The sequence below is a fragment of the Janthinobacterium sp. PSRC1-1 genome (genome assembly GCF_049897525.1).
Lineage (GTDB): Bacteria > Pseudomonadota > Gammaproteobacteria > Burkholderiales > Burkholderiaceae_D > Janthinobacterium > Janthinobacterium tructae.
In genome coordinates, this window is the sequence record NZ_JAFCWK010000020.1 from 33,321 (window position 1) to 59,274 (window position 25,954).

The 25,954-nt window shown below is 65.3% G+C and carries 20 protein-coding genes; 9 read left to right on the forward strand and 11 right to left on the reverse strand.

Annotation, left to right across the window (positions count from 1 at the left end):
• Positions 1-46: 46 nt before the first annotated feature.
• Positions 47-829, reverse strand: a complete 783-nt coding sequence (locus ACP7DW_RS27365; RefSeq protein WP_298404474.1) for a 3-hydroxybutyrate dehydrogenase — start codon at positions 827-829, stop codon at positions 47-49.
• 95 nt (positions 830-924) lie between these two features.
• The gene (locus tag ACP7DW_RS27370; RefSeq protein WP_426057589.1) at positions 925-1,983 is read right to left on the reverse strand and encodes an AraC family transcriptional regulator; all 1,059 of its coding nucleotides are present in this window, start codon (positions 1,981-1,983) and stop codon (positions 925-927) included.
• Positions 1,984-2,122: 139 nt separating this feature from the next.
• On the opposite strand from ACP7DW_RS27370, the gene ACP7DW_RS27375 reads away from it, so the two are divergent.
• From ACP7DW_RS27375 to ACP7DW_RS27395, 5 genes are all read left to right on the forward strand, one after another.
• Entirely contained in the window at positions 2,123-3,733 is a 1,611-nt protein-coding gene (locus ACP7DW_RS27375; protein ID WP_426057588.1) for an FAD-binding oxidoreductase, read from the forward strand.
• Positions 3,730-5,298 carry a glycerol-3-phosphate dehydrogenase/oxidase gene (locus tag ACP7DW_RS27380; protein WP_426057587.1) on the forward strand — a complete coding sequence of 523 codons (1,569 nt, stop codon included), beginning with the start codon at positions 3,730-3,732 and terminating at the stop codon, positions 5,296-5,298. The genes ACP7DW_RS27375 and ACP7DW_RS27380 overlap by 4 nt, the downstream gene beginning before the upstream one ends.
• Positions 5,299-5,445: 147 nt before the next feature.
• Positions 5,446-5,673, forward strand: a complete 228-nt coding sequence (locus tag ACP7DW_RS27385; RefSeq protein WP_071078277.1) for a hypothetical protein — start codon at positions 5,446-5,448, stop codon at positions 5,671-5,673.
• A 3-nt stretch (positions 5,674-5,676) separates the two neighbouring features.
• Positions 5,677-7,254, forward strand: a complete 1,578-nt coding sequence (locus ACP7DW_RS27390) for an FGGY-family carbohydrate kinase (RefSeq protein WP_426057586.1) — start codon at positions 5,677-5,679, stop codon at positions 7,252-7,254.
• A 246-nt stretch (positions 7,255-7,500) separates the two neighbouring features.
• Positions 7,501-9,774: a TonB-dependent hemoglobin/transferrin/lactoferrin family receptor gene (locus ACP7DW_RS27395; RefSeq protein ID WP_426057585.1), complete on the forward strand. Its 2,274-nt coding sequence runs from the start codon at positions 7,501-7,503 to the stop codon at positions 9,772-9,774.
• 200 nt (positions 9,775-9,974) lie between these two features.
• On the opposite strand, the gene ACP7DW_RS27400 is transcribed toward ACP7DW_RS27395, so the two are convergent.
• The 3 genes from ACP7DW_RS27400 to ACP7DW_RS27410 form a co-directional block, all read right to left on the reverse strand.
• The gene (locus ACP7DW_RS27400; protein ID WP_426057584.1) at positions 9,975-11,333 is read right to left on the reverse strand and encodes a diguanylate cyclase domain-containing protein; all 1,359 of its coding nucleotides are present in this window, start codon (positions 11,331-11,333) and stop codon (positions 9,975-9,977) included.
• Positions 11,334-11,618: 285 nt separating this feature from the next.
• Positions 11,619-12,812 carry a PLP-dependent aminotransferase family protein gene (locus ACP7DW_RS27405; RefSeq protein WP_426057583.1) on the reverse strand — a complete coding sequence of 398 codons (1,194 nt, stop codon included), beginning with the start codon at positions 12,810-12,812 and terminating at the stop codon, positions 11,619-11,621.
• A 176-nt stretch (positions 12,813-12,988) separates the two neighbouring features.
• Complete coding sequence (locus ACP7DW_RS27410; protein ID WP_426057582.1) at positions 12,989-13,900, reverse strand: DMT family transporter; 912 nt, start codon at positions 13,898-13,900, stop codon at positions 12,989-12,991.
• A gap of 137 nt (positions 13,901-14,037) precedes the next feature.
• Here ACP7DW_RS27410 and ACP7DW_RS27415 point away from each other — a divergent pair, with 137 nt between their 5' ends.
• The 3 genes from ACP7DW_RS27415 to ACP7DW_RS27425 all read left to right on the forward strand — a co-directional run bounded on the left by ACP7DW_RS27415 (position 14,038) and on the right by ACP7DW_RS27425 (position 17,956).
• Positions 14,038-15,456 (forward strand): PLP-dependent aminotransferase family protein, encoded by a 1,419-nt coding sequence (locus ACP7DW_RS27415; RefSeq protein ID WP_426057581.1) that lies wholly within the window; start codon positions 14,038-14,040, stop codon positions 15,454-15,456.
• A 103-nt stretch (positions 15,457-15,559) separates the two neighbouring features.
• Positions 15,560-17,479 (forward strand): molecular chaperone HtpG, encoded by a 1,920-nt coding sequence (gene htpG, locus ACP7DW_RS27420; RefSeq protein WP_426057580.1) that lies wholly within the window; start codon positions 15,560-15,562, stop codon positions 17,477-17,479.
• 111 nt (positions 17,480-17,590) lie between these two features.
• On the forward strand, positions 17,591-17,956 hold the full coding sequence (locus tag ACP7DW_RS27425) for a hypothetical protein (RefSeq protein WP_426057579.1): 366 nt from the start codon (positions 17,591-17,593) through the stop codon (positions 17,954-17,956).
• Here ACP7DW_RS27425 and ACP7DW_RS27430 read toward each other — a convergent pair.
• Positions 17,933-18,664: an alpha/beta fold hydrolase gene (locus ACP7DW_RS27430; protein ID WP_426057578.1), complete on the reverse strand. Its 732-nt coding sequence runs from the start codon at positions 18,662-18,664 to the stop codon at positions 17,933-17,935. The two genes, ACP7DW_RS27425 and ACP7DW_RS27430, sit on opposite strands and share 24 nt — an antisense overlap.
• Before the next feature lie 134 nt (positions 18,665-18,798).
• Here ACP7DW_RS27430 and ACP7DW_RS27435 point away from each other — a divergent pair, with 134 nt between their 5' ends.
• Positions 18,799-19,836 (forward strand): hypothetical protein, encoded by a 1,038-nt coding sequence (locus tag ACP7DW_RS27435; protein WP_426057577.1) that lies wholly within the window; start codon positions 18,799-18,801, stop codon positions 19,834-19,836.
• A gap of 2 nt (positions 19,837-19,838) precedes the next feature.
• On the opposite strand, the gene ACP7DW_RS27440 is transcribed toward ACP7DW_RS27435, so the two are convergent.
• From ACP7DW_RS27440 to kynU, 5 genes are all read right to left on the reverse strand, one after another.
• Positions 19,839-20,864: a hypothetical protein gene (locus ACP7DW_RS27440; protein WP_426057576.1), complete on the reverse strand. Its 1,026-nt coding sequence runs from the start codon at positions 20,862-20,864 to the stop codon at positions 19,839-19,841.
• A 2-nt stretch (positions 20,865-20,866) separates the two neighbouring features.
• On the reverse strand, positions 20,867-22,933 hold the full coding sequence (locus ACP7DW_RS27445; protein ID WP_426057575.1) for a hypothetical protein: 2,067 nt from the start codon (positions 22,931-22,933) through the stop codon (positions 20,867-20,869).
• Between the two features lie 96 nt (positions 22,934-23,029).
• Positions 23,030-23,575 (reverse strand): RBBP9/YdeN family alpha/beta hydrolase, encoded by a 546-nt coding sequence (locus ACP7DW_RS27450; RefSeq protein ID WP_426057574.1) that lies wholly within the window; start codon positions 23,573-23,575, stop codon positions 23,030-23,032.
• A 23-nt stretch (positions 23,576-23,598) separates the two neighbouring features.
• The gene (kynA, locus tag ACP7DW_RS27455; RefSeq protein ID WP_426057573.1) at positions 23,599-24,486 is read right to left on the reverse strand and encodes a tryptophan 2,3-dioxygenase; all 888 of its coding nucleotides are present in this window, start codon (positions 24,484-24,486) and stop codon (positions 23,599-23,601) included.
• A gap of 8 nt (positions 24,487-24,494) precedes the next feature.
• Positions 24,495-25,745, reverse strand: coding sequence for a kynureninase (gene kynU, locus ACP7DW_RS27460; RefSeq protein WP_426057572.1), 1,251 nt, complete (start codon positions 25,743-25,745; stop codon positions 24,495-24,497).
• Positions 25,746-25,954 lie beyond the last annotated feature (209 nt).

Below are 25,954 nucleotides of genomic sequence, written 5' to 3' on the forward strand. Positions count from 1 at the left end.
TGCGGTGATGCAGGCGGACGGCGCCGCCTGCCGGAGACGCTACGTCTTATTGCATGTGCCAGCCGTGGCTCACGACGATGGACTGGCCGCTCAGTGCCGTCGACGGGAACGCCGCCAGGAAGACGGCCGTTTGCGCCACGTCTTGCGTGGTGGTGAATTCGCCGTCGATGGTGTCTTTCAGCATCACTTTCTTGATCACGTCTTCTTCGCTGATGTTCAGCTGGGCCGCCTGCTCGGGGATTTGCTTGTCGACCAGCGGCGTGCGCACGAAGCCGGGGCAGATGACGTTGGCGCGGATGCCGTCCTTGGCGCCTTCCTTGGCCACCACCTTGGCCAGGCCCAGCAGGCCGTGCTTGGCGGCCACGTAGGCGCTCTTGAACGGCGAGCCTTCGTGCGAATGCACGGAACCCATGTAGATGATGGCGCCGCCGCGGCCGGCCTTGATCATTTCGCGCATGCAGGCGCGCGTGGTGAGAAAGGCGCCGTCCATGTGGATGGCCAGCATCTTTTTCCATTGCTCGAACGGGTAGTCGACGACGGGGCTGATGATCTGGATGCCCGCGTTGCTGATCAGGATATCGATGCCGCCGAAGTGGGCCACGGCATCGGCCACGCCCTGGTCGACCTGCGTTTCGCTGGAGACATCCATGGCGACGGCAAACGCCTGGCCACCTGACTGCTTGATTTCCTCGGCCGTCTTGCTGGCCGCTTCCAGGACCAGGTCGGCGATGACGACCTTGGCGCCTTGTTTCGCGTATTCAATGGCCATTTCCTTGCCGATACCACTGGCGGCGCCGGTAATCAGTGCGACTTTGTCTTTGAGTTGCATATTAATCCTTTGCATTGCGGGTTGGAGTGATCGTGGGAAGTCAGACTATGCCAGTATAGCCAGAAAACGCGTCAGGCATGACCCGCGCACGCCTGTCAACCGGCTAGCTTCTCCTGTAATTGCTGCAGGCGCCAGGCGCCGGGATTGGTGCCCGCCCAGACGCGGAACGCGTGGTTGAACGCGCTTTGTTCCTGGTAGCCGAGCAGAAAGGCGATGTCGACCAGCGACAAATCCGGCGCGCGCAAATAATCGCGCGCCAGGCCGTAGCGGGCCTGGTCCAGCAGGGCCTGGAAGCTGGTGCCAGCGTCGGCCAGCTTGCGCTGCAAGGTGCGCGGCGTGACGGCCAGGGTGGCGGCAACGCTGGCCAGCCGCGCCGAACCCTGGCGCAAGCCCGCGACGATGGCCGCGTGCACGTGCGCCTCGATGCCGGCGCCGCTTCCCGTTTCGGCCTGGCGCTGCGCCAGCAACTGTTCCGCATGCTGGCACAGCACGGGGTACAGGCTGACGTCCGCGTTTGGCACGGGCCAGTCCAGCAATTGCGCGTCGAAGGTGGCTGTGTTGGCGGGGGCGTTGAATGCGGGCAGGCTGCCCAGCACGCGCACGTATTCGTCGCGGTGCGTGGCGTGGCGCAGCAGCTCGCCGCCGCCATCGTGGGTAAACGCCAGCCGGGCCGGCGGCAGCGGCATGCCCGCCAGCCAGTCGCCGCACACCTTGACACCGGCAAAGACGCTGTCGACCAGGTGCCGGCTGGCGCCCGGGTAATTGCTGGCCCAGCGGTAATGCGCGACGGCGCCGTCGCGCTGCAGGGTCGAGCGGCCCAGGTCGTGCGCCAGCCGCTCGTAGCGGGCCGTCTGCTCCAGCGCCTGCCCCACGTTGCTGCAACTGAGCAGTATCAAGCCGTAGGCGCTGTACGTGCCCATGCGTACGCGCTGGCCCACGTGCAGGCCGAAATGCGCGTCGCCCGCCAGCTGTGCGGCCGCATCGAGCAGGCGCACGTAGTCGCGCGCGGCCAGGCTGGTCGCCGATGCTTCCAGGCTGTGCGGCGGCACGCCGGCCGCCTGTGCCAGGGTGTCAGCGGGGATGCCGTGCGCGCCGGCCGCTTCGAGCAGCGGCAGCAGATAGGCGCCGGCGACACGGCCGTCAGTACTTGTCATGATGGAACAATGCGATTGTCATGAAAAACCAATACCCTTCGTGTGTGGCGGCATATGCTATTGATCTGGCAAGAAAATAAGGCAAGGACAGTATAGCAAGCCGCCGTGGCGCGCAACTGGCCCAACACAGGGGATGTCAATGCAACGCTGGAATGGCTGGGGGGACGAGAGCGTCACGTACGCGCTGAGCGAGGAGGCGCTGGCATTCCTGGGCGAGCGCCTGGGGCCGGGCAGCGGCATGCTCGATGCCACATTGGACGAGGCTTGCTCGCAAGTGAGCGCGTCGCGCCTGGCGCCGCATCCGCTGATCGATACCCTGCCTGCCACGCGCGTGCGCCATGCGCTCGGTCAAAGCCTGCCCGACTGGTTCAAATTGCGCCACGGCCGCATCGGTGTTGTTCCCGATGGCGTGGCGTTTCCCGACAGCCCACTGCAGGTACGCCAGCTGCTCGACTACGCGCGCCAGGCCGGCGTGGCCGTGATACCGCACGGTGGCGGCACCAGCGTGGCCGGGCACCTGACGGTGGCGGCGGGGTCGCGCCCCGTGCTGGCGCTGAGCCTGCGGCGTTTGTCTGCGCTGGGCCACCTGGACCGCGAAGCGCAGCTGGCCACGTTTGGCGCGGGCGTCTACGGTCCCGACCTGGAAGCGCAGCTGCGCGCGCATGGCTATACCCTGGGCCACTATCCGCAGTCGTTCGAATATTCCACCCTGGGCGGCTGGATCGCCACGCGCTCGTCGGGCCAGCAATCGCTGCGCTATGGCCGCATCGAGCAGCTGTTCGCGGGCGGCGAGGTGGAAACGCCGTCCGGCACCCTGACGATTCCCACGTTTCCCGCTTCGGCGGCCGGCATCGACCTGCGCGAAATGGTGCTCGGTTCCGAGGGGCGGCTGGGCATCCTGACGCAGGCCACGGTGCGCATCTCGCCGCTGCCGCCCTACGAAGCGTTCCACGCCGTGTTTTTCGCCGATTGGGGACAGGCACAGGCGGCCGTGCGGGCGCTGGCCCAGTCGCGCCTGCCCCTGTGCATGTTGCGCCTGTCGAACGCGGTTGAAACGCAAACCATGTTGACCCTGGCGGGACACAAGAAACTGGTGGGACTGCTGGAGCGCTACCTGTCCCTGCGCGGCTGCGCGCAAGGCAAGTGCATGCTGATGCTGGGTGTCAGCGGCGAAGCGAAACCGGCACGCGCGGCCCTGCGCGGCGCGCTGGCGCTGGCGCGGCGCCACAAGGGCGTGCACGTGGGACGCCACATGGGCGACAAGTGGAAGCAGGGGAGATTTCGCAACGTCTACCTGCGCAATGGCGCCTGGGAGCACGGCTATGTCATCGACACGGTGGAAACGGCCGTCGACTGGCCCCGCGTGACGCCCATGATGGCGGCGCTGGAGCAGGCGGGCAGCAATGCGCTGGCCGCGCACGGCGAGCAGGTGCATGCGTATACGCATCTGTCGCACGTGTATGCGCAGGGCGCCAGCGTCTACACCACGTATGTGTACCGGCTGGCGCCCACGTATGAAGACAACATGGCGCGCTGGCGCAGCCTGAAAGACGCGGCCTGCGCCGCCATCGTCGCCAACGGCGGCACCATCAGCCACCAGCATGGCGTGGGCACGGATCACGCGCCGTGGCTGGCCGCCGAAAAGGGAGAATTGGGCATCGCCGCCATGCGCGCGCTGTTCCGCCAGGTCGACCCGCAGGGCATGATGAACCCCGGAAAACTGCTGCCTGACGTCGAAGGCCCATTGTGAACCGGGCGCAGTTGCCTGGCGTGCTGGCGCGCGACTGGGACATCTTGATCGTCGGCGGCGGCATCACGGGCGCCGGCATCCTGCTGGAAGCAGCGCGGCGCGGCTTGAAGGCGCTGCTGGTGGAACAGCGCGATTTCGCCTGGGGCACGTCGAGCCGTTCCTCGAAGCTGGTGCACGGCGGCTTGCGCTATCTCAAGCAGGGCCAGTTCGCGCTGACGCGCGAATCGGTGCATGAGCGGCAAGCCTTGCTGACGGATGCGGCGGGGCTGGTCGAGCCGCAGGGCTTTGCCTTTGGCGACTACACGGGCAGGAAACCGGGGCGGCGCCAGTTCATGCTGGGCCTGGCCATCTATGACGTGATGGCGGGCCGGCGCGCGCGCCGCTATGTCGATGCGGCCGACTTTGCCATGCTGGCGCCACATGTCAACCGCGATGGGCTGCGGGGCGGCATGCTGTACCAGGACGCCAAGACGGACGACGCGCGCCTGGTGCTGCGCGTGCTGCAGGAAGCGCGCCGCCATGGCGGCGTGGCCGTCAATTACCTGGGCGTGGATGCGCTGCTGCGTGAAGATGGCAAGGTCGTCGGTGCCACCTTGAACGATGGCGTCGGCGGCGGTCAGCAGACGGTGCGCGCGCGCCTGGTGATCAGCGCCACGGGCGCCTGGGCCGATGGCTTGCGCGGCCAGGTGGGAGAGCAGCCGAAACTGCGGCCCCTGCGCGGCAGCCATCTGCTGCTGCCGGCCTGGCGCCTGCCGCTGGCGCAAGCCGTCAGCCTGATGCATCCGCACGATGGCCGTCCCGTGTTTGCGTATCCGTGGGAGGGCGTGACTCTGGTGGGCACCACCGATGTCGACCACGGCGCCAGCCTGGATCTGGAGCCTGCCATCACGCGCGGCGAACTCGATTATCTGATGACGGCGCTGCGCTGGCAGTTCCCGCAGCTGGCGCTGGGCGAAGACGATGTGCTGGCCACGTTTGCCGGCGTGCGTCCGGTCATCGACAGCGGCCAGCTTGACCCGTCGAAGGAAGCGCGCGACCATGCGCTATGGCTGGAACATGGCTTGCTGACGGTGGCGGGCGGCAAGCTGACGACGTTCCGCGTGATCGCCCTCGACGCATTGCGCCGCGCCGCGCCACTGCTGCCGGGCTGGCAGGCGGATTTGCGCCCCTTGCCGATTTTCGACGCCACGCCGCCCCTGTCGGGCAAGGCCTTGCTGCTCGATGGCGAACAGCGCGCGCGCCTGCTGGGCCGCCATGGCGCGCAAGCGCAGGCGCTGTGCGATGCGGCGCACGCGGGCGAACTGGCGCCGGTTCCCGGCACGCAGACGCTGTGGGCCCAGCTGCGCTGGGGCGCGCGCAACGAGGACGTGCAGCACCTGGACGACCTGCTGTTGCGGCGCACGCGCCTCGGTTTGCAGCTGGCCGGCGGCGCGCTTGCTATCATGCCGCGCCTGCGCGCCATCTGCCAGCATGCACTGGGCTGGGACGATGCGCGCTGGGATGACGAGCAGGCGCGCTACCTGGCCCTGTGGCGCCGCCATTACAGCGTGCCGCAAGGCGAGTGAAGCAACGATAAAAACAACGATAAAAACAACGATAAAAATATCAAAGAGGAGAGCATCATCGACACCACTCTGTTTGGCCAGCCCCTGGCGCTGGGCGACGCCCGCATCACCTATGACAGCCTGTCGCCGCTGGACCTGCGCCAGAGCGTGGAGGTTCTCGTCGACGATCTGGGCGAAGACCTGCTGCAAATCACCTGCGCGAATGGCGACATCGTCGACGTGGGCTGGTATCCGGCCTGGAACGAACAGGGACGCTTGCGCGTGGTGGCCGTGCGCGGGCAGGACTGGGAAGCGCCCGTGTTCAGCGCGCAGCCGGAAAAAGATCCGCAGGCGCTGCTGGCCGCGCTGCGCGCCGCGCTGGCCAGCGTGGCATAAGCGATGGCCTGCGCAGCGGGCAATGGCCCGTATATCCTCTCCATCGACAATGGCACGCAAAGCGTGCGCGCGCTGCTGTTCGACAGCGATGGCAACCTGGCGGCCAAGGCGCAAGTGTTCCTCGAAGCGTATTATTCCGAGCACCCCGGCTGGGCCGAGCATGACGCCGACGGTTACTGGCAAGCCGTGTGCGCAGCGTGCCAGCAGCTGTGGCGCAGCACGGACATAGCCAAGTCCTCGGTGGCCGGCGTGGCCGTGACCACGCAGCGCGGCACGGTGGTCAATGTGGACGAACATGGCGTCCCCCTGCGCCCGGCCATCACCTGGCTGGACCAGCGCAGCACGCGCGACATTCCGCCACTGGCGCCGTGGTGGCGCGCCGCCTTTCGCGCCATGCGCCTCGATGGCACGATCGCCTACTTCCGCCGCGAGGCCGAAATCAACTGGATCAGCGCGCACCAGCCCGATATCTGGCGCCGCACGCATAAATTCCTGCTGCTGTCGGGCTTCCTGAACCACCGCCTGTGCGGAAAGTATATCGATTCGACCGGCTCGCAAGTGGCGTATATCCCGTTCGACTACAAGCGCCACGCCTGGGCCGGGCGCTTCGACTGGAAGTGGCAGGCACTGGCGATCCGGCGCTCCATGCTGCCCGAGCTGGTGACGCCGGGCACGCGCATGGGCGCCATCACGGCTGCTGCTGCGGCGGCGACGGGCATTCTTGAGGGCACGCCCTTGCTGGCGGCGGCCGCCGACAAGGCGTGCGAGGTGCTGGGCGCGGGCTGCGTCGAACCGCATGTGGCGTGCCTGAGCTACGGCACCACGGCCACCATCAACACGACCAACCGCAAGTACGTGGAGGTGACGCGCTTCATTCCGCCGTATCCGGCCGCCATGCCGGGCGCCTACAGCACGGAAGTGCAGATTTTTCGCGGTTACTGGATGGTCAACTGGTTCAAGGAGCAGTTCGGCGACCGCGAACGGGCGGCGGCGGCCGAAGACGGCACGGGCTTGTCCGCCGAAGCGCTGTTCGACCGCCTGGTCGATGCCGTGCCGCCCGGCTCCATGGGCTTGATGCTGCAGCCGTACTGGAGCCCGGGCATCAAGGTGCCGGGTCCGGAAGCGAAGGGCGCCATGATCGGTTTTGGCGACGTGCACACGCGCGCGCATATGTACCGCGCCATCCTCGAAGGACTCGCGTATGCGCTGCGCGAAGGCAAGGAGCGCATCGAGCGGCGCAGCGGCATGGCGATTACGGAGCTGCGCATCGCGGGCGGCGGCTCGCAAAGCGACGCGGCCATGCAGCTGACGGCCGACATCTTCGGCTTGCCCGCCGCGCGCGCCCACGTGTATGAAAGTTCGGGCCTGGGCGCGGCCATCGCCGCAGCCGTGGGCCTGGGCTGGCATGCGGACTTTCCCGCCGCCGTGCAAGCGATGACGCGCAAGGGCAAGGTATTCCATCCGCATCCCGAGCACCGCAAAATCTACGAGCAGCTGTACCGGCGCGTGTACCAGAAAATGTATGCGCGGCTGCAGCCCCTGTACCGCGAGATCGCCGACATCACCGGCTATCCGGAATAAAACGCATTAAATCGTATTGCGAATCATTCGCATCCAATATATGATGTATTCCGCATTTCACCAAGGCAACTTATGCCGGTGACTGCAGTGCGCTGCCGGCCATGCGCCGGCGGCGTGTCCGCGCGGGCAGAGTTCAACCGCAACGCTTCCATCAACGCCGCCGCTTGATCGTGCACCGCCTGTCCTCTGCCCAGCATTTTCACTCCAGCAACATCGAGTAACAGGCAAACCCAGGCAAGGATAGCGATGAAGAGCAGCAGCAAACAAGGATGGACCCCGCTGGCCGCCGCACTGGCGCTGGCATTCGGTGGCGCGCACGGCCATGCGTGGGCGGCAGCGATGGCCGACAAGGCCGAGAAGGCTGACGCCGTGCAGATGCCTGCCATCAGCGTGTTTGGCGACGCCATCAGCGCCGGCACGGCCGGGCGCTCGTACATCAACAGCGCCGACATCGAGCGCCAGCAGGCCGACAATGTCGCGTCCTTGCTCGACACCTTGCCCGGCGTGGACCTGGCCGGCACGGCCCGTCCCAGTGGTCAGAGCCTCAATATCTGGGGTTTTAATAAAGTGCAGGATGTGAAAGTCATCCTCGATGGCGTGCCCAAGGGCTTTGAAAAATACCGCCAGGGCTCCATCTTCATCGAGCCGGAACTGATCAAGCAGATCGAGGTGAACAAGGGCGCGCATACGAGCTTGTATGGCAATGGCGGTTTCGGCGGCGTCATCACGGTCGAGACCAAGGATGCGCAAGACTTGCTGGAAGGCGGCGAGAAAGTGGGCGCCATGCTCAAGTATTCGCGTCATTCGAACAATGCGGAAAATGACGCCACCGTGGCCGTGTATGGCCGCACGGAAGATGGCCGCTTCGATGCGATGGCCTTTACCACGCAGCGCAAGTCCGATGATTTGCGCAAACCCGATGGCAAGCCATTCCGCTTTTCCGCCATCGACGCGCCATCGAGCCTGGCCAAGCTGAATATCCGGCTGACGCCGGAGCAGCTCTTGACCCTGACGGCGATGAAGAGCGGCAGCACGGGCTGGGGCCCGTTCGCCGCCATGGGCGAGGACGTGCCCACGCCGACCGAGGCGGAGATCAGAAAGTACGGACTGGAAGAGGCGTGGCAGCGCAAGGCCGTGTACCGCGACCAGGACGACGATACGTATTCCGTGAAGTGGCAGTACGCGCCGCAGGACAATCCATGGATCAAGCTGACGGCCAGCGCCGGCTATTCGCACACGGACCAGCATGACAAGCGCCTGCCGTCCGCCTCGCTGGGTTCCTACCTGGGTTCGCTGGGCAACGAGAGCTGGGCTTCGTACGTGGACCGCATTTTTGAGGTGCGCAATGAGAGCGTGTTTGCGACGGGCGCCGTGTCGCACGTGCTGCAAACGGGCCTGCAATGGCACAAGAACGTGCGCGATACCCTGATGTACTACCCGTCGTCGACGGCGCTGAAGGATCCCAGCTACAACTACGGCTACTTCCAGCCCTACTACATGCCGGCCGGGCGCCAGGAAACCACGGGCCTGTATCTGCAGGATGCGATGACCTATGGCGATCTGACACTGACGGCGGCGCTGCGCCACGACCGGGTCGTCTCCGAGGGCGTGCCGAACAAGGCATCGCGCTACAACAGCCCGTTACCGGCCGCCGGCCACGATTTCAGCGAGAAAGTACATGCAGACTGGTCGCCCCGCCTGGGCCTGTTCTGGAAGGCATCGAGCAGCATGGCGCTGTTCGGCGACTTGAGCCGCACTTGGCGCGCGCCGACCATCGACGAGATGTATTCGAATGAATATTATGTGTCGCCGCGCCTCGGTTCATCGACGCCGGGCACCAGCCGCAACCTGGCCGTCGAGCGCGTGACGGCCGTACGCGCGGGCGTCATGCTGCACCGCCAGAACGTCTTCATGCAGCGCGACGACGTGCAGCTGCGCCTGACGGTCTACCGCAATCGCGTCAGCGACAATATCGGCCCGCGCCTGGGCGTGCTGGTCGAAGGCTACGAGCCGGGATCGGGCAAGGTGCCGCCGGCGCTGTCCGACTACCGCAACCTGGCCGGTTTCCGCACGCAGGGCGTGGAGGTCGAATCCTATTACAACGCGCCGCGCCTGTTTGCCAGCGCCTCGCTGTCAAAGCAGCGCGGCACGCGCACCGGTTCCCAGCGCGACCCGTGGGGTCAGGACGAACCCGTGTCGACGATTGCGCCGGACAAACTGATGGCGGGCCTGGGCTGGCGCTTGCCCGACCTAGGTGCCAGCATCGGCTGGCAGGGTCGCTTCGTGGCGAAGCAGGAGCGCGTGCTACCGGTGGGCAGCGTGTACCGCCTGCCGCCGTCGAAAGGCTATGCGCTGCATACCTTGTTCGCGTCGTGGAATGGCAGACAGGGCGTGTGGCGCGGCACGGAGGTGCGCCTGACGGTTGATAATGTTTTCAATCGCAATTACATGCCCTACTTGAGCGAAGCCGTTACCGGCGTGGGGCGTAATGCAAAGTTGAGCGTGTCGCGTAAGTTTTGATTAATTTAGGAACAGCGGGCCGGAGACGCGGGCCTGAGAAAATGCCGATGGCGGCGTTGCAGCTTCCTTGCCGTACTTGCGTACTGTCTGCGTCGCTGCGCCTTGCCCTCGACATTTTTCAGGCTCGCTTGGCCCGGAGTGCCCTTGTTTGGGGCGTGGGCCTACTCCTGGTTCGCGACATGTTTCGTTGAGCTTCCCTGTTAACGCAGTACCAATGCCTTGACCGTTTTCCAGGCCTGGCTGCCCGACTGCGTGACGCGCACCTGGTTGCGGCCCCCTTCCTTGGCCACGTACAGGGCGCGGTCGGCGGCGACGAACAGCGCTTCGCGGTCGTCCGGCTGGTGCGGGATGATGGTCGCCACGCCGATGCTGACGGTGATCCACGGCGAGGTGGTCGAGCGCGGGTGCGGCAGTTGCAGTGCTTCGATGTGCAGGCGGATGGTTTCGGCCAGATGCAGGGCGCCGTCGGCATCCGTGTCGGCGCACAGCATGACGAATTCCTCGCCGCCGTAGCGGGCCGCCAGGTCGCCCGGGCGGGCGGCGTGCGAGGCGATGGCTTGCGCCACCTGCTGCAGGCAGCTGTCGCCGGCCGGATGGCCGAGGCTATCGTTGTACAGCTTGAAATGGTCGACGTCGAGTACCACCAGCGACAGGGCGCCGCCGCTGCGCACGGCGCGCTGCCACTCTTTTTCCAGGAAGCTGTCGAAATGCCGGCGGTTCGCGATCTTGGTCAGCGGATCGAGATAGGCGGCGCGCTGCAGCGCGTCTTCCGACTGCTTGTGGTGCGTGATGTCGTGCAGCAGGCCGATATACAGGGGCTGGCGCAGATACATGGGCGTGAGCGTCAGGTCCATGCTCAGCGCCGCGCCGTTGCGGTGGCGGATCACCACTTCGCGCGTGCCGTGGTTGTGCGCCGTCTCCGGACTGGCCGCATACATGGCAAAGTAATCGAGGTATTCCTGCGTCACCAGGGGGCTGAGCAGTTCAGCGATCGAGCGTCCGGCCAGTTCGTTTTCGCGGTAGCCCAGGTACTGGTCGCAGGCCGGGTTGGTATACTGGATGCGGCCATCGGCTTCGATGATCAGCAAGCCCTCGGCCATGTTGTTGACGATGGTGTGCAGGCGCTCGGCCTGCTCCTGCTGGGTTTCATTGCTGCTGCGGATGTGCAGCTGGGCGCGCACGCGCGCACACACTTCGGCCATGCGCAGCGGCTTGTTGATGTAATCGACGGCGCCGCAGTCGAAACCGGCCACCACGTCTTCCGTTTCCGTCCTCGCGCTCATGAAAATGACGGGGATGCCATGCGTCAGCGGGTGCTGCTTGAGACGGCGGCACGTTTCGATGCCATCCATGTCCGGCATCAGCACGTCGAGCAGGATCAGGTCGGGGCGGGCGCGCTGGGCGATCGCCAGCGCCCGCTCGCCGGACGTGGCGACATAGGTTTGATAACCCTGTTCGCTCATCAGCTTGCGCAGCAGCTCAAGGTTGGCCGGCGCATCGTCGACAATCAAAATGGCGGCGTTGCGCCGCTGGGAATGCTCCACACTGCCTGAACTCATTGCTTCCGGCCTTCTCGATGTACTCTGCGCTGCCAGCGTTTGCTGCATTTTCCGTGATGCTGACCGGGGTCAAATTGGATGCAGCGGTCAAATCATACCGCCTTGCCCATTTCTTGGGTGGAAAAATCGATGCTGTGGCAGGTGGTGAAATATTATTCTTATGGCATTTTTAAGAATACATGCACGCAGTTGCTGTCGTGAAGGCTGTTAGGCGGACAGAGGCGTGCCCGTTGGTGCCGGGCAGCAGTGACACGCCCCGCGGCAGGCGGGGCGTGGAGAGTGCCATTACATTTTTGCGGCGATCAGTTTGCCCAGGATGGCGATGCCCTCGCGGATGCGTTCCGGCGGCACCGTCACGAACGACAGGCGCAAGGTGTGCGTGTCCGGCGTGTTGGCGTAGAACGGCGCGCCCGGCACGAAGGCCACCTTGTTGGCGATGGCTTCATCGAGCAGTTTCATCGCGTCGATGTGCTTCGGCAGGGTGACCCAGATGAACATGCCGCCTTCCGGCTTCGTCCATGTGACGCCGGCCGGGAAGTGTTCTTCCAGCGCCGACAGCATGGCCTGGCACTGGTTGCCGTACAGGCTGCGGATGCTGGGGATATGGCGGTCCAGGAAGCCATCCTTGATCACTTCATGCACCACCATCTGCGTCAGCTGCGAGGTATGCAGGTCGGCCGCCTGCTTGGCCAGTTCCAGGCGGCGCACCAGTGGCGTCGGCGCCACCACGTAGCCGAGGCGGATGCCGGGCGTGAGCACTTTCGAGAACGAACCCATGTAGATCACGCCATCCGGATTCATGTTGATCATCTTCGGATACGGTTCGCCGCTGTAGCTCAGGGCGCCGTACGGATCATCCTCGATCAGCGGCAGGCCGTGGCGGGCGCAGGTTTCCACCAGTTCCACGCGGCGCGCCACGGACAGGCTGCGGCCCGTCGGGTTCTGGAAGTTCGGCAGCGCGTACAAGAGGCGCGCGCCATCGGCGACGGGGTCGATCGACGACGGCACCAGGCCTTCGTCATCGGTGTCGACGGAAACGAATTCGGGACGGTAGACGGAAAACGCCTGCAGCGCGCCCAGGTAGCTGGGGGTTTCCACCAGTACGCGGCTGCCTTCGTCGATCAGCACCTTGCCCAGCAAGTCGAGCGCCTGCTGCGAGCCGGACGTCATCAGCACTTGCTCGGGCAGGATGGTGCTGCCATTGATCGAGAGCGAGTCGGCGATCCACTGGCGCAGCGGCAGGTAGCCATCGGTGGGGCCATATTGCAGGGCCACCTTGCCATTGTTCGACAGGACCTTGTCGAAGGCGGTCTTCATTTCTTCCACGGGGAAGGTGGCGGGCGAGGGCAGGCCGCCGGCAAACGAGATGATCTCGGGACGCTGCGTGATCTTCAGGATTTCGCGGATGAACGAGCTTTGCAGCTGTTCCGCGCGTTCGGCAAAGCGCCATTGGATCGGATTCGGATTTTCAATTTTCATACGAGTCTCACAGAAGATGCCGAGCTGCGCCGGCTGGATTTGTTGGCCCGCTTGTGGCGGTGCATGCGCAAGCGGCGCCGGATAGGCGTCGCCATGGTGCTGCGGTATTGTACGGCCTGCACGCCGCTCTGCCCATCCGCGCGCGCAAGGGCGTTGCAAATGGGCGTCAGGGCGCCTTATTTCAGCTTGCGTCCGATGGCCACCACGGCGATCACGGCGCCGGCAAACAGCAGGCTTTCGCCCGTCAGTGGCTCGTGCAGCAGCACGGCCGCGCCCACCAGGGTGAGGAAAGGCTGCAGCAACTGCGTCTGTCCCACGCGCGCCACGCCGCCCAGCGCCATGCCCCGGTACCAGAAAAAGAAGCCGATAAACATGGAAAACACGGAGATATAGGCAAAGCCCAGCCAGGCCGCGCCGCTGGCCTGCGCCATCAGCGCGCGCTGCGGCCAGGCGTTCCACAGCACCACGGGCAAGACAAAAGGCAGGGCCAGCAGCAGCGCCCAGGAAATCACATGCTGGCCCGGCATGGCTTGCGCCAGGCGTCCGCCTTCGGCATAGCCGAGTGCCGCCAGCAGCACGGCGGCAAAGATCAGCCAGTCGGCCAGGTGGAAGCTGCCGCCGCCCTGGCGCAGCGCGAACGCCACCACCAGCGCCGTGCCGAGCAGGGCCATCAGCCAGAAACCCGGCGATGGACGTTCCTTGCCGCGCAGCACGGCAAACACGGCCGTGGCCAGCGGCAAAATCCCCACCAGCACGGCGCCGTGCGAGGCGGGCAGGCTGCGCATGGCGATCGACGTCAGCCAGGGGAAGCCCAGCACGCAGCCCAGCGAGACGAGCGCCAGCGGCAGCCATTGCTCGCGCCGCGGTAGGGGCGCCCGTTGCTGCCATAGCCACAGTGCGGCCAGGCAGGCGGCCACCAGGGCGCGGCCGAGAGCGACAAAGGTGGGATCGAGTTCGGCCACCGCCAGGCGCGTGAAGGGCAGGGTCAGGCTGAAGAGGGCGACGGCGATCAAGCCCAGCAACAGGCCTGTGCGGTCGGCGCCGAGGCGCGGGAGGGAGCTGGGGGAGGTGGTGGCGGGCGATGGCATGGCTGTCCTGGCGCGGGTGGTGTGGAAGAAAGACGGGCAGATGTGGATGAATCTGCCCGGTACTGCTATCCTAGGGCGCAATAGCAATACAGTACAAATACACTTCTGCGCATAATTTCACATACTGTCATGGTCATATGAGCAATACACTTCCTTTGTTGTCGCGCGCCTCGGGTGAAACGCTGATCGACCAGATCGTGCGCTCGCTGGCGGCGCGCATCGATGACAAGCTGCTGCGCGGCGGTGCGCGCATGCCCTCGATCCGCCAGTGCGCCGCCAGCCTGGAAGTGTCGTGCGCCACGGTGGTGGCCAGCTACGACAAGCTGGTGGCGCGCGGCTACCTCGAATCGCGGCGTGGCGCGGGCTTTTTCGTGCGCGAGCGCTCGCCGCTGAACGCGCCGGCGCCGCCCGCTGGCGCGCAGGACGCGGCGGCGCAGCCGATGGACGTGGTTTGGCTGATCCGTAACATGTTCCGCCAGACGCCGGTCATCCCCGCGCCCGGCTCCGGCATGCTGCCCGCCGAGTGGCTCGATGGCGACCTGGTGGCGCGCGCCTTGCGCGACGTCAGCCGCCAGCCCGGCAGTTTGCTGCTGGGCTATGGCGCGCCGCAGGGATTCCTGCCGCTGCGCCAGCAGCTGGAGCTGAAACTGGCGGGGCTGGAAATCGCCTGTCCGCCCGAGCAGATCGTCACCACGGTGGGCGTGATGCAGGCGCTGGACCTGGTGGCGCGCGAGTTTGCCCGTCCCGGCGAGACCATTTTTGTCGACGATCCCGCCTACTGGCTGATGTTCGGCGCCTTTGCCGCCATGGGCATGCACGTCATCGGCATCCCGCGCCTGGGGGATGGCCCCGATATCGCCGTGCTGGCCGAGCTGGCGGCCCTGCACCGTCCCAAGCTGTACGTGATCAACTCGGTGCTGCACAACCCCAGCTCGACGTCGCTGTCGGCGGCCAAGGCGTTCCAGGTGCTGCGCCTGGCCGAACAGCACGATTTCCTCATCGTCGAAGACGATATCTATTGCGACATGCATCCGGGCGGCGCGGTGCAGCCGGCCACGCGCCTGGCCGCGCTGGACCAGTTGCGCCGCGTGATTTACCTGGGCGGCTTTTCCAAGAGCCTGGCGGCGAACCTGCGCGTGGGCTTCATCGCCACATCGCCGGAGCGGGCGCAGCGCCTGGCCGACCGCAAGATGCTGGCAACGCTCACCACCAGCGACATCGGCGAGCGCGTGGTGTACAAGATCCTCTCGCAGGGCCTGTACCGCAAGCATGCGGAGCGCCTGCGCGCGCGGCTCGACAAGGTGCGCGAGGGCACGTATCGCCGCGCCGAGCGGGCCGGCCTGCGCTTCGATCCGGCGCCGGCCGGCATGTTCGTGTGGGCCGATGCGCTCTGCGACACGAATCTGCTGGCAGAAAAGGCGCTGGCCGAGGGGCTGGTGCTGGCGCCGGGCAGCCTGTTTTCGCCGCGCCAGCTGCCGTCGACCCGCATGCGCCTGAACCTGGCCACGGTGCAGGACCAGCGCGTCTGGGATTTCTTGGGCCGCGCGCTGGGATAAGGCCACTGCGTGAAGGCGCCGCGTAAAACAGGGGGCCTTGAAATCGCTTATATAATCCCCAACTCCGTAGCATCCGTCCCATCCACAAGACTATGAGGTAAAAATGGCTGTCTCCGAAAAGCAAACCCTGGGTTTTCAGACCGAAGTGAAGCAAATGCTGCACCTGATGATCCATTCCCTGTACTCGAACAAGGAAATCTTCCTGCGCGAACTGATCTCGAACGCGTCCGACGCGGCCGACAAATTGCGCTTCGAAGCGATCGATAACGACGCCTTGTACGGCAACGATCACGAATTGAAGATCAAAGTCAGCTTCGACAAGGATGCGCGCACCATCACCATTTCCGACAACGGCATCGGCATGACCCGTGACGAGGCGATCTCGCACCTGGGCACCATCGCCAAGTCGGGCACCAAGGAATTCTTCGGCAAGCTGTCGGGCGACCAGCAGCAGGACGCGGCCCTGATCGGTCAGTTCGGCGTGGGCTTCTATTCAGGCTTCATCGTCGCCGACAAGATCACTGTCGAAACGCGCCGCGCCGGCGCGGACGCGTCCGAGGGCGTGCGCTGGGAATCGGCCGGCGAAGGCGATTACAGCATCGAAACCATCGAAAAAACGGGCCGTGGCACGGACATCATCCTGCACCTGCGCGAAGGCGAGGACGAATTGCTGTCGAGCTGGAAGATCAAGTCCATCATCCGCAAGTACTCGGACCATATCTCGCTGCCGATCGTGATGCAGAAGGAAGAGTGGGACGAAGAGAAAAAAGAAACCGTCCTGAAAGACGAATTCGAAACCGTCAACCAGGCCAGCGCCCTGTGGGCCCGCAACAAGGCCGACATCACGCCGGAACAGTACGACGAATTCTACAAGCACGTGTCGCACGACTTCCAGTCGCCGCTCACGCACACGCATAACCGCGTCGAAGGGCGCAGCGAATACACGCAGCTGCTGTACATCCCGGCCAAGGCGCCGTTCGACATGTGGGACCGCAACAAGCGCGGCGGCATCAAGCTGTACGTCAAGCGCGTCTTCATCATGGACGATGCCGAGCAGCTGATGCCGACCTATTTGCGCTTCGTGCGCGGGGTGATCGACTCGGCCGACCTGCCGCTGAACGTGTCGCGTGAAATCCTGCAGGAATCGCGTGACGTCAAGGTGATTCGCGAAGGCTCGACCAAGCGCGTGCTGGGCATGCTGGAAGAACTGGCGAATGCGGACGAGCAGGACAAGAAAGACAAGTACGCCGTCTTCTGGAAGGAATTCGGCCAGGTGCTGAAAGAAGGCATCGGCGAGGACGCGGCCAACAAGGAACGCCTGGCCAAGCTGCTGCGCTTTGCCTCGACGGCCAACGACAGCGACGCGCAAATCACCTCGTTCGCCGATTACGTGGCGCGCATGAAGGAAGGCCAGGACAAGATTTACTACGTCACGGCCGACAATTACGCCGCCGCCAAGAACAGCCCGCACCTGGAAATCTTCCGCAAGAAGGGTGTCGAAGTGCTGCTGCTGACGGACCGTGTCGATGAATGGATGCTGTCGTTTATCCAGGACTTCGAAGGCAAGGAACTGGTCTCCGTCGCGAAGGGCGGCCTGGACCTGGGCGCGCTGGAAGACGAAGCGGAAAAGAAAGAGCACGAAGAAACGGAAACCTCGTACGCCGACCTGGTGGGCAAGATGAAGACCGTGCTGGCCGACAAGGCCAAGGACGTGCGCGTCACGTTCCGCCTGACCGATTCGCCAGCCTGCCTGGTGGCCGATGAAAACGAATTGTCGGGCAACCTGCTGCGCATGCTCAAAGCTGCTGGCCAGAGCGCGCCGGAATCGAAGCCGATTCTGGAAATCAATCCGAACCACCCGCTGGTGACGCGCCTGAAATACGAAGATGCGCAAGGCGGCAAATTCGGCGACTGGGCCAACATCCTGTTCGATCAGGCCATGCTGGCTGAAGGCGGTTCGCTGGCCGATCCGGCCAGTTTCGTGAAGCGTCTCAACGAGTTGCTGCTCAATACGGCGAAGTAATTCAGATGCGTGTAGGTCGGATTAGCGTAAGCGTAATCCGACACAGCGGCTAATGCATCAAGGCCGGCTCTTTCCTCGTGAAAAGGGCCGGCTTTTTCTTTAAGGAGCCTCATGAAGATCCGCTGGATGGCTGGCCTGGGCGTGCACGCGCTGGGCTGCCTGCTGTTTATTGCCTTGAGCTGGCTGGGTTTTTTCCTGTACACGCAGCTGTTCGGCAGCCTTGGCTCGCGTGGCGTGGCCGGTGGCCTGGCCCTGCTGCTGGTGTTCTACGTGTATGCGGGCACGAATCTGCTGCTGGCGCTGCTGCCGCCCGGCTGGTGGAAGCCTGCGCTGTGTGGCTTGCTGGGCGCGGCCGTGCTTGCGTATCTGCTGCCGCAGCATCCGCTGCGGGCCATCTATTTCAGCGTGCTGTCGGGCGGCTTGAGCTGGCTGGCCGTGCTGGCCAGCGCGCGCTTAAGCCGATTCCTGCGCGGCTGACAGGCCCGTGAGAAAAGCGGCGACCGCATCGGCGGCCGCTGCCGGCGCCGCCTGCAGCAGCATGTGCGGCGCGTCGATATCGACCAGCTGCGTGCCCGCTGCCTGCCGTAGTATCTGCAAGGCGTTTGCCGGCGGTACCAGGCGGTCGTGGCGGGCGCGCAGATACAGCACCGGCAGGCTGCCGCGCGCGAAGCTGGGCGAGGCGTCCGTTTCCAGTACGGCGCGCAGGCGCTGGCGCAGCACGCTGGGCGGCACTTGCGCCAGCGCCGCTGCCAGTTCCGCCTGCAGTGGCGGCGTGGAGCAGGGCGCCAGCAATGCCTGGCGCAGGGCGAAGCCGGGCAGGGCGCCGAAGGGCACAAGGCCGAGCAGGTGGCGCAAGGGCGCGAGCAGCGGGCGCGGATTGCGCACGAATGAGCAGCACAGGATCAGCGCGCGCATGCCCGGTGGCGGATCGGCGCGCAAAGCCGCCCCCAGCGGGCCCGAAAACGATTCGGCCAGCACGACGAAAGGGCGGTTGCGCGGCAAGCGTTCGCGCACGAACGCTTCCAGCGCCGCATAGTCGAGTGGTGCGGCCGGATAGGCGATGGCCTGGGTGGCGATGGCGGTTTGCGCGCGCAAGGCGGCGTCAAAACGCTGGAATAGCCGGGCCGTGCCATCCATGCCGGGCAGGAGGACAAGCAGGGGCGTGGCGTGGGTCGGTGTCGTCATTGCGGCCATCATAACAGCCGCCTCGGCGCAGGCGCCGTCCGCCAGCCGCACCGCATGGGGACTGGCGCCATGCTAGAATCGCCGGCGCGCCATACGTGGCCGTAATCGCGCTCAAATCCCCGACAGACAGAATCATGCATATCATTTTTTCGAATTATCGCACCCTGGGCGGCGTCTTGCTGGCAGCGGCCTGCGTCCTTTCCCAGCCGGCCGGCGCCAAGGCGGCGCCCTCGGCGCCGGCCGGGAAAAGCCTGTCCTCGCTGCTGGCCGGCGGCCCCTTGCCGCGCCTGAGCGAAGATGCGCAAGTGCGCGCCGCGCTGTTCGATTTCTTCGGTTACGCGCGCGGCAGCTACACGGAAGACGATGAATTGCTGCTGGCGCAGGCGCTCGAGGCGATCAGCGAAAAGCGCGACGCCACGCGCACCGCGCTGGCCGATGGCCGCCAGTTGCTGGCGTCGATGAATGACCGCAAGCAGGGCCGTGAACGCGGCGCCATGCTGCTCGACAAGCGCGGCGTCATCCTCGCCTTTGGCCTGGTCAACGGCCATTGCCGCCTGGAGGGCCAGCCGCTGGCGAAAGTCTGCAATCCCGATCCGAACGCGGTGCTGACCGTGTTCCACCGCAAGGGCATGCTGGTCGGCGACGCGGCGCCTCTGCTGGCCTGGGCCAGGCAGCTGCCGCCCATGCTGGCGCTGATCGCGGGTGACAAGGATACGGGTGCCGACGGGCAGAAGATCGCCACGGTCGAATATGTGCTGGCGCAGCCGCCGCTGCCGGGCTGGAACCGCGCCCAGCTGCCGCCCGCCTATCCGCCGGCGCTGTTGCCGCTGCTGCTCGATACATCCACGGTGCTGACGTCGGCCGGCGCCGGCGTGTTTGCCTATCCGCTCACCTTGAAGGGCAAGAAGCAGAACAATGTGCTGGACCATGCCGAAGGCCGCCCGCCGCGCGACCTGGAAGTGGCGCTGCGCAGCTATGCCAGCTTCGATGCGGTGGTCGAGCGCTATCGCCAGCTGGCCAAGGGTGCCCGGCTGCAGCGCAATGAGCGCACGGCCTACCTCGATGGCGACATGGGACAGGGCAGCTACCGCGTCTACATCCGCAACACGGGCGTCGATGGCGTGATGATCGACGTGGCGCTATGGCAGCGCAAGCTGGCGGCCGGCCGCTGATTTCAGCCAGGGCGCGCTTGTTCGTAGCCCAGTTGCACCAGCTGCGCGGCGATGGCATCGTCGCGTGTTTTTTTGCCGGTGCGCAGGCGCGCATGCGTCAGGGACGCGGGCAAGCCGTGCGCCAGCAACGAGTCGATGTCGAGCATGGTCTCGGATGCCGACATCTGGCGCAGGGCGGGCAGGGCGGCGAGGCCGGGTAGGCTGTCGAGCGTTTTGCAGGTGTGCAGATTCAGGCGTTCGAGCACGGGATTCGGTCCCAGCGCGATGTGCCGCAGCTTGATCTGGTCTTCCACCCATAGCGCCTGCAGCAAGGGGAAGCGGCCGATGTCGCCCAGCGTTTCCAGGCCGCGCACGCGTATCACTTCCAGTTTCTTCAACAGCGGCGCCTCGATGTGCGCAAGCGATTCGCGGCCACCCAGCTGCAACAGCAGCCTGTCCAGACGGGCCATCTGCGAGATGAAATCCAGCGCTACCTTGTTCTTGATGCGGTACAGCGACAGCTCGTGCAGCGCGGGCAGGCCGGCCAGGGTGTCGATGTGCTGGTGGTGGCCCTCGATGGCCAGGTTGGCCAGCTGCGCATAGTGGCGCAGGGGAGCCAGGTCGATATTATTCCTGGCCGATTCGCCCAGGTTCAGGTATTCGAGGCCGCGCAAATTGTCCAGCTGCAGGATGTCGGCTTGCGCCAGCTCGTACACGCCCAGGCTCAGGCGCTTCAGGTGGCGCAGCTCGCCCAGCGCTTCCAGATGGATGGCTTGCCGGTGGCAGTCGATGGACAGGCTGGCCACATGCGGCAGCGCGCGCAGGATGCGGGCATCGAACACCTTCGGATCGTAACCGTAGATGCGGATGGTCAGCGCCGAGCCGCAGGTGGCGGCCAGGGCGTCGAGGTCGGCCAGCAGCGGCTCCGGCTCGCCCAGGGTATTGAACTGCACCAGCACCTGCTGGCCGCTGGCGATGGCGGCGTGGATCGCCCCGGCGTCGATGCGCTCGGGGTTCTGGATGCGCTGCGGCTGTCTTGTTTGCGTCATGGTCACAGTCCTATCGGATAGTCGACTTTCCTGGGTGGCGGGCAGCCTTCCGGCCCCGGAAACGTCTGCTTGCCCGTGTCATCGTAGCGCTTGCCGCACTCGACGAGCACGCGTTTGCGGAAGGTGTAGATGCTGGCCACCTTGCCGTTCGGGTGGTAGCAGATATTGTCGCCATCGCGGTCGGCCGAGGCGTAACTGATCATCGACTCGCCATTCACCGTGCGCGTGCTGTGGCCGCTGCGCGGCTCCGTGCATTTGAGCTGGCCGCTTTCGTAGTACGCGTTGAAGACGGAGGTGTCGGCGGCGCGGTCGACCAGCAATTCGTCCTTGCGCTTGCCGTCCGGGTAGTTCGAATAGCCTTCCTGGCGCTGGCCGTACTGGAAGGCGTAGTAATACTGCGGCTTGCCGTCCGGGTAGTACATGTGGTGGTATTCGCACACGTCGTCGCGCGTGCTGCCGTACTCCTTGAAGGTGCAGCGGTGGATGTCGTTGAGCAGCTGGCCGTCTTCGTAGTATTCGCGCAGGTGCGTGAGCAGGCGTCCCTGGTCGATGACGGCCAGGCGCTCCGGCTTGCCGTTCGGGTAGTAGCGCGCATCGAGGCCCTGCTTCTTGCCCTTGTCCCACAGCGTATCGAGGCGCAGGATCTTGCCGCTGTCGTCGAACGCCTGTTCGCGGCCATCGAGCTGGCCATTGCGGTAGGTGGCCGTGTAGACCACGTACTCCTTGCCGGCCGGGCCAAGGTAGCGCGTGCGGCTGCCTTCGAGCACACCGGCCTGATAGTGGTCGCGCACGCGCAGCGCGCCGCTGGCGTCCGTGTCGAGTGCCTCGCCCTGTTTTTTGCCTTTCACAAAAGTGACGCTTTGCGTGACCTTGTCCTTGAGCTTGAGTTTCCACGGCCCGTCGCGCAAGCCGTCGATGAAGCTGCCGTCGCCGTCTTGCGTGATCCATGCGCCATGGCGCGTGCCATTGACGTAGGTGCCGCGCGTTTGCAGCTTGCCGCCCATGCGGCGTTCATGCGGGCCATTCAGCTGGCCACCCGCGTAGGTGTCGAAACCCGTTACTTCCTCTGCATCGGCATAGTTGACGACGGTCCAGCGGCCTTCGCGCTTGCCGGCCCGGTACATGCCGCTCTCGCTCTGCCTGGGATAGTTGAAGGACCACAGGCCTTCCTGCAGGCCATTGACGAAATGGCCTTTTTCGCTGCCTTCATGCATGCCTTCGCGCACCCACAGTCCCTGGCGCTTGCCTTTCACGTACTGGCCCCGCTCGACGACCGAGCCATCGTCCCAGGCCAGGCTGTAGATGACGGACGGGCCGTCTTCGCTGCCCGTGAATTGCTGCGGCGCCGTTTCCCACGTCACTTGCCACAGGCGGTAATTGGGCAGGATGCCGGCGCCCGCGTCGCTGTACAGGGTGTAGCTGGCGGTGAGAAAGCGCTCGCCTTTTTTCTGGAAGGTTTTCTTGTAGGTGATGGCGTCCTTGCCGCCTGCCGCCACGGGCTTGCCGTCATCGCTGTAGTAACCGACGATGGTGCCTTGCGTATGGTCGATGGCGTCGACATCCGCATTGTCGCTCTTGCCGCGCGCGACGCTGTAGTCCATCGGCGCCAGTGTCGCCAGCGCCGCCTTGACCGTTCCCGCGTTGGGAGAGCCGCTTTGCGCCACGATGCGGTTCAGTGCCGGCTGCAAGCCGTCCAGGCGCCGGTACTTGCCGGAGCCGCGATGGTAGCGGTAGGCGCGCAAGCCGTTCTTGTCTCCCTGGCGGAACAGCACCAGCATGGTTTGCATGCTGGTGTCCGATTCCTTGTCCAGCGAGGCGTAGAAGACGGAGCGGATGACGGCGTTGCCGAACTGGTCGAGCACAATGGCTTTCGCGTTGCTGCTCTTGCACTCGCAGTAATAGCCGTTGACGCCATCCTTCTCCTTGATAAACGCGATGTCGGTGCCGCTATCCTGCGAGGCATTGATGGCGGGATGGGCGAGGCTCTTGCCTTCGTAGAAGGGCGCGCCGTGGGCGAGGGCGGAGCACAGCAGCAAGGGCAGAAGAACGGGCAGGAACGGACGTTTCATCGTGGGGCTGGCGCCGGGGCGCCGCTATGGAAAGGCCACGATTCTGCCTGTGTTCTGAGTTGTGGGCAAATGCGGATCTATCGTGCGCGCCCCCGTTCAGGCCTGGTGCGCGGCGCAAAAATCGAGCAGCAGCTGTTCGCCGTCCGGCCAGGGGCCGTAGCCGGCATCGCCATTGATATGGCCGGCGTCGCCGATCATGGTGAAATCGCTGCCCCAGGCGGCGGCAAACGCGCGTGCCCGCGCGAAGCTGACGTAGGGATCATCGCCGCTGGCCACCACCAGGCTGGGAAACGGCAAGGCTTGCAGCGGCATGGGCGAGAAACCCGTGGTGCCGGCGGGATAGGAGGGCGCTTCCACATCGCTGGGGGCGACCAGGAAGGCGCCGGCGATCTTGTGCGGTGAACCGCTGGCCGCCCAATGGGCCACCAGCGTGCAGGCCAGGCTGTGCGCCGCCAGCACGGGCGCTCGCTCGCAGGCGGCGATGGCGCGGTCGAGCTCCGCCACCCATTCGTCCTTGTCCGGCGTCTGCCATTGCCCATGCGGCACGCGCGACCATTGCGGGTGGCGCGCTTCCCACTGGGTTTGCCAGTGCTGCGGCCCGGAATTCCACAGGCCGGCCAGGGTCAGGACGAGAGGCGACATCACTTCTCCTTCTGAAATTGAAATCAGAGCTCCGTGCGCAGGGCGAACAGCTCCGGAAACAATACCACGTCGAGCATCTTGCGCAAATAGCTCACGCCCGCCGTGCCGCCCGTGCCCGTCTTGAAGCCGATGATGCGCTCCACCGTCGTCACATGGCGGAAGCGCCAGAAGCGGAAGGCCGTTTCCAGGTCCACCAGTTTTTCGGCCAGCTCGTACAGGGCCCAGTGTTTCGACGGGTCGCGGTAGACTTCCAGCCAGGCCGCCTTGACCGTGGCGTCGGAGGCGGTCGGCAGGGTCCAGTCGGCGTCCAGGCGCTCGGGCGCGATGGGCAGGCCGCTGCGCGCCAGCAGCTTGACGGCTTCATCGTAGACGGACGGCGCGCGCAGGGCGGCGTCGAGCACCGCATAGGTTTCCGGCGCGGTCGTATGCACGTTGAGCAGGGCGGCGTTCTTGTTCCCCAGGATGAATTCGATCTCGCGGTACTGGAAGGACTGAAATCCGGACGAGGCGCCCAGGTAGGGCCGGATGGCCGTATATTCGGGCGGCGTCATGGTGGCCAGCACGTCCCAGGCATGCACCAGCTGGTCCATGATGCGCGCCACGCGGGCCAGCATTTTAAAGGCGGGCGCCAGGTCGCCGCTTTGCAGGTTGGCGCGCACGGCGTGCATTTCGTGCAGCATCAGCTTCATCCACAATTCGCTGGTCTGGTGTTGCACGATGAACAGCATTTCGTTGTGGTTCGGCGACAGCGGATGCTGCGCCGTCAGGATGCGGTCCAGCGCCAGGTAATTTCCGTAGCTCATCGATTCGCTGAAATCCATCTGTGCGCCATGCCACTGCGCATCCTGGCCGCCGGCATGCATGGGGCAGCCGCTGGTGTTTTTCTCGTTCATAGTCTTGTCGTCGCTCATGGGATGGCTCAGGTGACGGCGTCGCGCTTGGCGGCGATGTCGTAGGCTTGCGTGTCGAGGATGTCGCGCAGGATTTCCACGGCATCCCACACGTCGGCAAAGCTCGTGTAGAGGGGTGTGAAGCCGAAGCGCATGATGGCCGGCTCGCGGTAGTCGCCGATCACGCCGCGCGCGATCAGCGCCTGCATCACGGCATAGCCGTGCGGATGCGTGAAGCTGACCTGGCTGCCGCGCCGCGCATGCTCGCGCGGTGTGACGAGGCCCAGCGGATGGCTGGCGCAGCGCTGCTCCACCAGCGCGATGAACACATCGGTCAGGGCCAGCGACTTGCGGCGGATCGCTTCCATGCTCGTTTGCGCAAAGATCTCCAGGCCGCATTCGACCAGGGCCAGCGAGAGTATCGGCTGCGTGCCGCACAGGGCGCGGGCGATGCCGTCGGCGGGCGCGAAGCCCGGGTCCATGGCGAACGGTGTGGCGTGGCCCCACCAGCCCGACAGTGGCTGGCGGAAGCGCGCCTGGTGTTTTTCCGGTACCCAGATGAAGGCGGGCGAGCCGGGGCCGCCGTTCAGGTATTTATAGGTACAGCCGACGGCCAGGTCGGCGCCGGCGCCGTTCAGGTCCAGCGGCACGGCGCCAGCCGAATGGGCCAGGTCCCACAGCGCCAGCGCGCCTTGTGCGTGGCAATGGCTGCTGATGGCGGCCATGTCGTGCTGGTAGCCGGTACGGTAGTTGACGTGCGTGAGCATGGCGACGGCGCACTCGGCATCGATGGCGTGCGCCAGTTCCTCGGGGCTGTCGACCAGGCGCAACTGGTAGCCGCGGTCGAGCCAGGCGGCCAGGCCTTGCGCCATGTACAGGTCGGTGGGGAAGTTGCTGCGTTCGCTGACGATGATGCGGCGCGCGGCCTGCGCGGGATCGCTGGCCTGCATCTGCAGGGCGGCGGCCAGCGCCTTGAACAGGTTGACGGAGGTGGTGTCGGTGATCACCACTTCGCCAGTCTGCGCGCCGAGCAGCGGCGCCAGGCGGTCGCCCAGGCGCTTGGGCAGGTCGAACCAGCCAGCGCTATTCCAGCTGCGGATCAGGTCCGTGCCCCATTCGGCCGTGATGACGTGCTGGGCACGGGCCAGGGCCGCTTTCGGCCGGGCGCCCAGGGAATTGCCGTCGAGATAAATCACGCCCTGCGGCAAGTCGAATTGCTGGCGCAGGGGCGCCAGGGGGTCGTCGAGATCGCGCGTGCTGCAGTCATGTCGAGAAATCATGGAGGCTTTCATGTTAATACTTGCATTAATGGCATGATATTGTTTGAGGTCTAAAGTATCGTGCGGAAGCAGGCAGTGTAGCAAATCCTCGCCAGAAAGCGGTATTTCCGCCTGGGATGTGGGGCGAAAAGTGCCGCCCTGTGGGGCGTCAACGAAAAAAATCACGATTTTTTAAAAATATTTTCAAATCGCCCTAAAGTTCTGCGATT